The organism is Paenibacillus paridis, from assembly GCF_006345825.1.
Lineage (GTDB): Bacteria > Bacillota > Bacilli > Paenibacillales > Paenibacillaceae > Pristimantibacillus > Pristimantibacillus paridis.
The window spans coordinates 73495-82908 of the sequence record NZ_VCIX01000073.1 but is presented as its reverse complement, the minus strand read 5'-3'; the positions used below and the strand labels follow the sequence as shown (position 1 = coordinate 82908).

Here is a 9414-nt window from a genome sequence, read left to right as displayed (position 1 = left end):
TTTGTCCCTTCATTGCCATAAAAATGCACCCCTTAGAATTCATCGGATTAACCAAGGGGTTTTTCCAATGTCTATTCTAAGGGGTGCACTTCAAAACTGGTAGGTCTTTTCTTTATTACATTCATATTTGATGCTACATGCTCGCATTTCGCCGCTCGGCAAGCTCTTTTGCAATCTGTTTCTGTTTCTCTTCAGAAATATCGAACCAAAAGACAGATATAGTAAACAAAAGAAAAATAGCTGGCAGCACTCCCATTAATATTTTCAATCCAAATATCGTTTCACTGCTCTGCTCGACACCAGGTGCGTATCCAATTAGATGTAATGCGAATGCTGCGATAGAACCAGCAATTGCAGTAGCGAGTGTTTGTACAAAGCCTTGAATGGAACCCATTAAACCGTTTACATTCTTTCCTGTCTTCCACTCTGTATAGTCCATTGCAGCTGGCATCATGGAACCTTGTGCTGGTGTTGCAATTCCTAAGAATAAAGAAGAAATCGCACTAAGAACAAAAAAGATTATCATACCGGTAGAGGTATTTGGTACAAACATGACAGCAGCCGTACACACGACATTAACAATACAAGCAGTAAGAACATTTGCTCTAAACCCGAATCGTTTCGTAATCCGACCGCTTAGCATAACACCAAGCAACGTTGGTAGAATACCAACTGCTCCGTACACAACCACTAGACTTTCGTTGCTGAAATAATATTTGAAATAGTGAATCATAATTGCAGTTCGAATACCGTTTGCTAAGTTAATAGCCAGAACATAAATATACAAAACAACTGCCGACTTGTTCGTAAATATAGCTACTGCCATTTCTTTGAAGGATAGTTTCTCCTTTTCGTTCTGAGCGTTAATAATGTATTTTTCCTTCAAAGAGCTCACTTGAAAGAACGAAATTAGAATACCGATTACACCAACTATAGCCATTACTATAGAAAAACCTCTAATGTCATTTCCATTTCCCAGCGCTTTGTATAGAGGCTGGAATGCTAACGATGCGAATAACGCTCCTATCATAATCAAAATGTAGCCAATTTGCCCCATCGAAATTCTATCATCAATGCGCTTCGTAATGGCTGGTCCTACAGCATTATTCGGAGCGTATTTTATCGAAATTAAAACACTGTAAATTAAATAAGTCACGCTAACATAGATTAAATTACCAGTTGTGCTTAAGCCAAAGTCAGTAAAAGATAGCCATCCAAATATAGCAATCGGTATACCTAGTATTGCGAAATAAGGCACATACTTGCCCCATGGTGTAGTTACCTTATCAACAAAAACGCCAAACACAGGAACTAGAATAGCATCGATGACGCGGGCTACTAAGAATAAGCCTGCAACATATGCAGGATTTATTTCAAGCATGTCTGTATAGAAAAATAGTAAAAACGTTGCTATGATCTGATTGTGCATGGTACCAATCATGCCGCCAATCGTTGCAGCTATTTTTTCTCGTAAGCTTAGCTTACCGTCTCCATCTTGAAGGTTCGTGGCTAATTGATTCTGTTTAGCTTTAACTGTCTCCATACTTAAACCTCCGTTTTTAATAAAAAAATCGTTTTCAGAAAGCGTTTACATTTAGTGGCTATTATTACGTTATTAGTTTACAATCCTTAAATCACCTGCTTAATAATCTAGTTAATTTGCACTAATAAACTTATTCCATTCAGGTATCCTGAAACAGATCGTTCTTATGTACTAATAATAAAATATTCAACATTGTCTTTATGGTAATATGGTACTATTTTTTGTATTTATAATAAGAATAGACGCTAGTCTCTTCCTAAATCTGTTTCTACCAAGCTCTTAATAAACAGAAATATCCCTTCGCGGCTTACGATACGACCATTGTTACATGGATCGTTGTTAGCCACAAAGGGATACTAGTAAAGCTGCAATTATTTTTGTATTTTAATTAATTCACGGTTTAATCTTAATATCGCGCGAGAAGTAAATAGCTGACCGTCCCTGTCCATCGATGCAAGCACATCAACCTTCATACCTTTCATCATTCCGTACATCGGGATCAAAGTAACATCCCCTAGTACTTGGACGACAATTTTTCTTGTTTCTTCATTTTCTACCAAATCCTGCAATGTTTCGCTCGATGAGTAAACACCATCTGGAATCTCCACTTCCTCAAGCTGCTCCTCTTCGTCGAATACAGGCTTATCGAACCAGTTAGCAACTGAATTTCCAGCATCTTCAACCGGTGCCACGTAACTCAGGTTCCGCTCGTCTACTTTGGTAAACCAAGCTTGATCTTCATAGATATCCCCTGCAAGCTTAGCTTTAGCTTGAATGTGATTATTTCCTGAACCGAGTGCTATATCTTTAAAAATCAAAATCTTATCAGAGCCGGACTTCGTCTGAATCCTTTCTCCATTAACGAACAATTGAACTTCCTCACAGTTCGTGTACACCTTCACATCTATAAGCTCGCTTGCACGTTCAACATAACGTTTACTTGTAAGATGTACAAAAGGAATATCGGACCAATGAGCCTTATACATGTAAAAAGCATCCTTTTTCACTTTACGGTCAAAGGAAACAAGTCCTTTATTGTTACGCCCCTGCACTCCGCCTTCATCACGAATGTTTGCGCCGAAATCGAACATATTCCAAACGTAAGTCGCCCAAAGATAAGGACGCTCGCTGAATATGCTCCACACCTTTTCATGATAGAGAGCATGGTATTCTTCCGTATAATCACTTACTTTAGGCTCATCGCTATGATACTCGATAATGCCTTCGGCACCGTATTCCGCAATACTAAGGCTTACATTAGGCTTATTAGCATGGAAGCCGTCCAGCCATGGTGCAAGATCCTCCGCTTTGCCCGAATACCAACCATCATATTTATTATAACCAATAACATCCGTAATTTCGTTATACTCGTCGTCAGGCTCTACTAGAAATAGATTAGCCATCGTCGTTAAGCGGGTCGGTTCCTCTGTTTTCGTTAATACATTCAATTCACGCACAATTTGAAGCGCTTCTTTTTGTCTTTTATTATCGATTTGAATCTCATTCTGAATGCCCCAGAACATAATCGAGGGATGATTGTAGTTTTGTCGAATTAATTCAATCATTTGTGATTTAGCGTTTTCACCTAAGGTATCCGTTTCAAACATCTGGGTAATAAAAGGTATTTCAGCCCATACAACCATTCCTTCAAGGTCACATAAATCATAGAAATACTGTTGATGCTGATAATGAGCAAGCCGGATTGAGGTAGCCCCCATATCCTTTATTAGCGACATATCCTCTTGTTGATCTTGCTGTGTAATCGCCCAGCCTGAATCTTTCCGGTCTTGATGTCGTGAGACACCATGTAATGGATATTGCTTTCCATTTAAATAGAAGCCAGATTGTGGCTCTACGTGAAAATAACGCAGACCGAACGGGATATTAACTTGATCAATCGTATCATTGTGCCGCTGCAACGAAACGCGAGCCTCGTACATATTGGCGCCCTTCAAACCATTCCACAGCTTAGGCTCTGTGATGATCAGCTCTAAATCGATTGGCCTCGTTTCTTTAGCTTGCAGACTTACCTCTGCTGCTCGATATCCAACTACATGCCTTTTCGAATCAAGGATGTCGATCCAAAGTCTCACTTTTTGTTCTTCACTCGTTGAGTTAGTGAGGCGCGTTCGCAGCGTAAGGCCGGCTTTATGTTCTGTCACATCTTCTTGTATAACATAGACACCTTGTGAGCCATAATCCATAATATCCACGTGCACAGGATGTGCGGATATCAGGCTTACATCTCGGTAGATGCCTCCGTAAAAAGTAAAATCAGCTCTCAATGGATATACATGCTCAATCTCTGAATTGTCCACTCTAACCGCTAACAAATTCGTTTTACCAAAATAAATGTGATCGGTCAGATCAAAGCGAAAGGTGGAGTAGCCGCCTTGATGCTGCCCGATGAAGTTACCGTTTAAGTAAAGCTCTGTCACGCTATTTGAGCCTTGGAATTCAATAAAGATACGCTTGCCTTCCTCTTCTGAAGAAACGGTTATCCATTTCCTGTACCAGCAGGCTCCTCGATGATAGGCGTAGCCGTTCGCGCCATCAACTGCATTCCATGTATGCGGCAACGTTACGTTATTCCATTCCGTATCGTTATAAGACAGATCTATGGCTTCTGCTGCATCTTCTTTCACAAACTTCCAATCCTGATTTATGTTTATGATCTTTCGCAATGCTGTGTCCCTCCAATAATTGAAACTACTATAATTCTTTTATAATTTCCCTTTAAGTAGCTCTGTCATTTTTTTCGTAATCAGCCCTGCGGCTCTTTTGGGATTTAAACGATACAGCTTGTCCATTATTTTCGAATCTTTTCCTGCCAATACTCGATATTGATCCGTTTCAATCCCTTTCACGATAATGGCAGCCGCTGCCTTTGGCGTTAACAACTGAGACATGTCTTGCCCATTCGTATCTGCAGTTGTCGTACCGCCTACTCCAGAATTTTTCATAATATCTGTGCCCACACCACCAGGAAACACTACGGTTACTTTAACATTTGTACCCTGTAACTCAGAGTGCAAGCCTTCTGTCATTAGTTTGACCGCTGCTTTCGATGCACCGTATATCGATTGACCTGGAACCGGGAGGAAACCGCCCATGCTGGATATGTTCGTAATATGACCGACTGGCCTCTCCAACAGATAAGGGAGAAATGTCTTGGTCATGTACAATGTGCCATAGAAGTTAATATCCATAACCAATTTGATTTTGTCATAATCAATATCTTTAATACCTACGAAAGGTTGAATGATACCAGCATTGTTAATGATGCCGTCTACAGTCCCATGAGAAGCTATAATCTTCTCAGGCAATGCCTCCACGGACTCTCGATGAACTAGATTCACAATATGAGTAGAAAGGACTCTACCTTTCCCTCCCGCTTGATGAACCGTTTCTTCCAAAGCGGCTTCATTAATATCAACAGCAGCTACACTTGCGCCTTTGGAGAGGAGGCTTAAGACAATCTCCCGTCCAATTCCTCCTCCAGCTCCGGTAACAACGATAACTTTTCCCGCAACCTTCATTACTCACTTGCTCCTATTCTTAAAGTAATTACAGACCTTTATTTTTGATAGCACCTAAATAAGAAAGACTTTGTTTTGGATACCTTGTTTGAGTGGCCCGATCTACGGCGATTAAACCAAACGTTTGATCATAGCCTAGTTGCCACTCGAAATTATCCATGAGGGACCAATACGTATATCCGACGACATTAATACCCTCTTCTATACATTGATGTACGCCAGTAAGTGCCTGCTCAATAAACTCCACTCTATCCACATCGTTGTCAGTTGATATGCCATTTTCGGTCACAATAATAGGCTTCGTCCAATGCTTAGCAACAAACCGAATGACATTGCCAAGTGCTTCCGGATAATTCTCATACCCCATCTTCGTTAATCTAACTGTCTCGTCTGGCTTGATCACACCGTCTGGTCCATGGATTTTGCGAGAGTAGTTTTGTACCCCAATAAAATCATCCTCTTGAAGATAAGGTAAATAATTAAGTAAGTCCTCATACCGTTCTAGATCAACAGATGCTTCTCCGCCCGGCAATGCTTGATGATCATATAGAGAAAACGTAATACCCACTTGAATAGATGGGTTAATTTCTTTAATTACGCTTCTAGCTCTCTCATGACATAGCATAATGATACGTTCGCCGTTCTCAGTTCTAGGCGTTAGGAATGGATGCACATTTCTTGGGTCGATTCCAAATACCTCACCGAGTCCCAAGAAATACTTTTCCATTCTGCTTTTCATATCAATATTTAGACCGACCTGAACCTCTGGGCTGTCAGGCTTGGCATCGGAAGAGCTGGCTGCTGCTGCCATTCTCTTCATAATTTTTGCTACTTGTTTGCCCATATTGGCTTCATTAATGGTACAGATATATGGAATGAGTTGCTCTAATTCTGAAATCACGAACTTGCAATAATTGCCGAAATACTCGATTGTTGCTTCACTTTCCCATCCCCCCTCGGAAATCAGCCACTTAGGCGAGGAAAAGTGATGAAGCGTGACAATCGGAGTCACGTTATTACGATGACAGCATTCAAGAACAAGCTTATAATGCTCAATTTCTTTAGGATCGTATTGCCCTTTGACAGGCTCTATCCTTGCCCATTCAATAGAAAAGCGATAGGTATTCAAGCCTGCTTCGGCTAGTAACCGAATGTCTTCCGAGTATCTTTGATAATGGTCAACAGCTAACAAGGAAGGCTCTTTGTACATTGAATAAGGCATATGCTCCATCGCCCAGAAATCACTGTGGATATTGTTTCCTTCCACCTGATGTGCTGCAGTAGCAGCACCAATCATAAAATCGCTTGAAAATGTTTTTGTCATTTTAATTACTCCTCACCATCTACATTTAGTTTGTTAATGCGGCTTCTAATCCTTATGTTACTTGTCTCCAGACACATATCTAAAGTAATCAAAATGTGCGTGTACACGCGATGGCTTACCGTTTCCAGTTGCATACATTCCAAAAAACACACCGGTAAATCCGCCTGCGATTGGCGTTGAAAGGAATGCGGTTTCACCATTCCCGAGCTGTTCTTCATTATCATCTGCTGAAATAAAGCTGAATGTATAGCTTGTCTCGGTAGCCTTGATGGCGAGCGTAACACTAGGCTCAGCATACTCGACTTCTTTTTCCACCTTCCAAAGACTTCCCACTCGTCTTCTAAACAGGATGTAGGATTTGCCCTGACTCACCGTTTTGGCAATATCATAATGAAAGCTCTCACTCATAAAAACGGTTAAGCCCGCTTCTTCCCCCTCTTCTACCGCTGCAAATTCCATATGAGCTGTGATGGTGCAATCGAAATGCTGCTGTCTACGACCGATAAAGGTTGGCGAACTATTATCATTTAGCGTGCAGGACTGACCGAGCAGTGAAAGTGATCCCGGACGCTCTGATAATGACCATGAGCCTTCCGTAGGATTACGATAGAAATTCCAAATCGGCGCTAATGATTGATCATCAAAATGCTCTATTTCTTGCCATCCATGTGAATTACCGGGTGGAAGCGCCGGTGCATCATTTGTTACTTCTGCTATGCCATCATTTCCGATCACCGGCCAACCATCCTCCGTCCACTTGACTGGAGCAAGATTCGTTTCACGACCTAAGTGATGAAGCTTCGTCGATTTGACAGGTCTTATGCCCAGAAACACGGCCCACCAGCTGCCATCAGCAGCTTGAGTTAAGTCCGCATGACCCGTTGCTTGAATGGCTTTTTTTGTGCTGCGATTTGACAAAATCGGATTGCTTGCATAGTTTTCGAAAGGCCCGTATGGATTATGGCTTCTCCCAATCGTAACTATATGTCCGTGCTCCGTACCGCCCTCGGCAATCATGAGATAGTATAAGCCATTGATCTTATACAAATGAGGACCTTCCGGCGAACAGCCCCCTGATCCTTCCCAAATCATTCTGCTTTCGTTAATAAGCTCACCGGTTTCAATATTGATTTCGGCTTGGATGATACCATCTTCACCAAAGCCAGGAAAGCTTGCGCCGGTAAGATACGTTTTGCCGTCCTCATCGAAAAACAACGACGGATCGAACCCCATCCAGCCATTAATAAATATAGGATCAGACCAAGGCCCTTTCGGATCATCCGCCCACACATAGAAGCTTGTTGTGATTGTAATATTCGTTGAAATGACATAAAATCGTCCATTATAATAGCGAATTGTCGGCGCATAAATCCCTTGAGACTGCACATAGGAATGTTGACGTGTCAGCTGTAGCTGGCTCTCGCGCATCAATACATGTCCAAGCTGCTCCCAATTCACCAAATCTTGACTATGAAATATCGGTATACCTGGAAAATACTCAAAGGAGCTTGTCACTAAATAATAGTCATCTCCGACTCTACATACACTTGGATCCGGATGAAATCCGCTAATAATTGGATTCGTATATTTCAAATCATCACATCCTTTTTATTGTATACGTTTTCAATTCAATCCTATCATGAACCATATTTAAGATATGGTAATCTCGTTCTTTTTTTAGTAATATATACGCAATAAGATGGAATGCTTACATGGGGAGTTGATCATCATTGGGCACCTTTGAAGCCAACATTTCCAACATGTGCGATCTAGTCGCGAATACGTTTGAAATGCCTGTTTTCTTCATTAGTCCGCTTGGAAAAGTTGTTTATGACAATTTACGCAGTCAATCTATCAATCCGCTATTTGAGAATCGGACAGAAAATCTGTTCAATCCGTTGAACTTTAAGCCCAGTAATCAATACAGTAATCCTGTCATTACAAAATCGATTTTTTCAGAAAAATACATGTTAATTAGTTATTATAACGATAGTCAGTTCGAAGGAACGGTCATTATTGGTCCTGCATTATCCTCGCCTCTGCCCGATGACAGGCTGAACGGTATCGTTAATGATCGACGCGCTTTCTTTTATCGTGAAAGTGTATTTCAATACTACAAATCGTTGCCTATTATTAGCACAGAAAAAATGAGCCATATATGCGTATTTATCCACCACTTGTTCAACCGGCAATTGTTGTCACCGAAATCCGTAAAAATTGAAAATTCTAAGCCGAACGATGAACACACGAAAAGGGAAATCGTCAATTTAGAGCTATCCCATCACATATTGTCCGACGATTCCAACCAAGCTCGGTTGTTTGAAAAGAAGCTTTTATACATTATTAAAGAAGGTCGGGTTGACGAAATTGAGGAATTGTCCAGTATCAAGGAGGAAGAGCATGCGAGCATTCTGTCCAAATCCAGCTATATTCGTTCGAACAAAAACCATATCATTACGCTTATCACTCTCGTAACAAGGGCCTCTATTGAGGGAGGGCTCCTCGAGGAAATTGCCTTTTCCTTGCATGACAGCTTTATCCAGCAGCTAGAAGAATTGAATCGACTAGATGAGCTGCGAAATCTCGCTCGCGACGTATTGTACACCTTTGCCGAAAAAGTTAAGCAAGCCAAAAACGAACAGCATTCCAAAAAAATTACAGCCTGCAAGGAGTATATTTACAAACATATTTACGAAGATATATCGCACAATGACATCGCGAATTGGGTAGGACTCAGCCCCAAATACTTATCCACTTTATTTCGAAAAGAAGTCGGTGTCTCTGTCAACGAATATGTGCAGCAAACGAAAATTGATGAAATAAAAAAGCTGCTTGCCTATAGCAATACGCCAATATCCGAAATCGGATCACTATTGCATTTCAATGACCAAAGCTATTTGACGAAGGTTTTCAAAAAAATAGTAGGCGTTACTCCCAAACAATATAGGGAGAGGCATCATCTTATAGAGAATGGGTAGTCGCAAAAAAAACGAGCCTATAGATACTGC

The 9414-nt window shown here is 41.0% G+C and carries 6 protein-coding genes; 1 reads left to right on the top strand and 5 read right to left on the bottom strand.

The features are described from left to right. Positions 1–133: 133 nt before the first annotated feature. The 5 genes from FJQ58_RS05895 to FJQ58_RS05875 all read right to left on the bottom strand — a co-directional run bounded on the left by FJQ58_RS05895 (position 134) and on the right by FJQ58_RS05875 (position 7999). Entirely contained in the window at positions 134–1543 is a 1410-nt protein-coding gene (locus FJQ58_RS05895) for an MFS transporter (protein ID WP_139991502.1), read from the bottom strand. 371 nt (positions 1544–1914) lie between these two features. Then, the gene (locus FJQ58_RS05890) at positions 1915–4227 is read right to left on the bottom strand and encodes a glycoside hydrolase family 2 protein (RefSeq protein WP_139991501.1); all 2313 of its coding nucleotides are present in this window, start codon (positions 4225–4227) and stop codon (positions 1915–1917) included. Positions 4228–4266: 39 nt separating this feature from the next. After that, complete coding sequence (locus FJQ58_RS05885; RefSeq protein ID WP_139991500.1) at positions 4267–5082, bottom strand: SDR family NAD(P)-dependent oxidoreductase; 816 nt, start codon at positions 5080–5082, stop codon at positions 4267–4269. A 28-nt stretch (positions 5083–5110) separates the two neighbouring features. Further along, positions 5111–6406, bottom strand: coding sequence for a glycoside hydrolase family 1 protein (locus FJQ58_RS05880; RefSeq protein ID WP_139991499.1), 1296 nt, complete (start codon positions 6404–6406; stop codon positions 5111–5113). A gap of 57 nt (positions 6407–6463) precedes the next feature. Beyond that, complete coding sequence (locus tag FJQ58_RS05875; protein WP_139991498.1) at positions 6464–7999, bottom strand: glycoside hydrolase family 43 protein; 1536 nt, start codon at positions 7997–7999, stop codon at positions 6464–6466. Between the two features lie 137 nt (positions 8000–8136). On the opposite strand from FJQ58_RS05875, the gene FJQ58_RS05870 reads away from it, so the two are divergent. Continuing rightward, positions 8137–9384, top strand: coding sequence for a helix-turn-helix domain-containing protein (locus FJQ58_RS05870; RefSeq protein WP_139991497.1), 1248 nt, complete (start codon positions 8137–8139; stop codon positions 9382–9384). Positions 9385–9414: the final 30 nt, after the last annotated feature.

What these genes read in the sequence shown, in the direction of transcription:
- FJQ58_RS05880 (WP_139991499.1), bottom strand. Translation starts at nt 6,406, where the DNA reads ATGACAAAAACATTTTCAAGCGATTTTATGATTGGTGCTGCTACTGCA.
- FJQ58_RS05895 (WP_139991502.1), bottom strand. Translation starts at nt 1,543, where the DNA reads ATGGAGACAGTTAAAGCTAAACAGAATCAATTAGCCACGAACCTTCAA.
- FJQ58_RS05885 (WP_139991500.1), bottom strand. Translation starts at nt 5,082, where the DNA reads ATGAAGGTTGCGGGAAAAGTTATCGTTGTTACCGGAGCTGGAGGAGGA.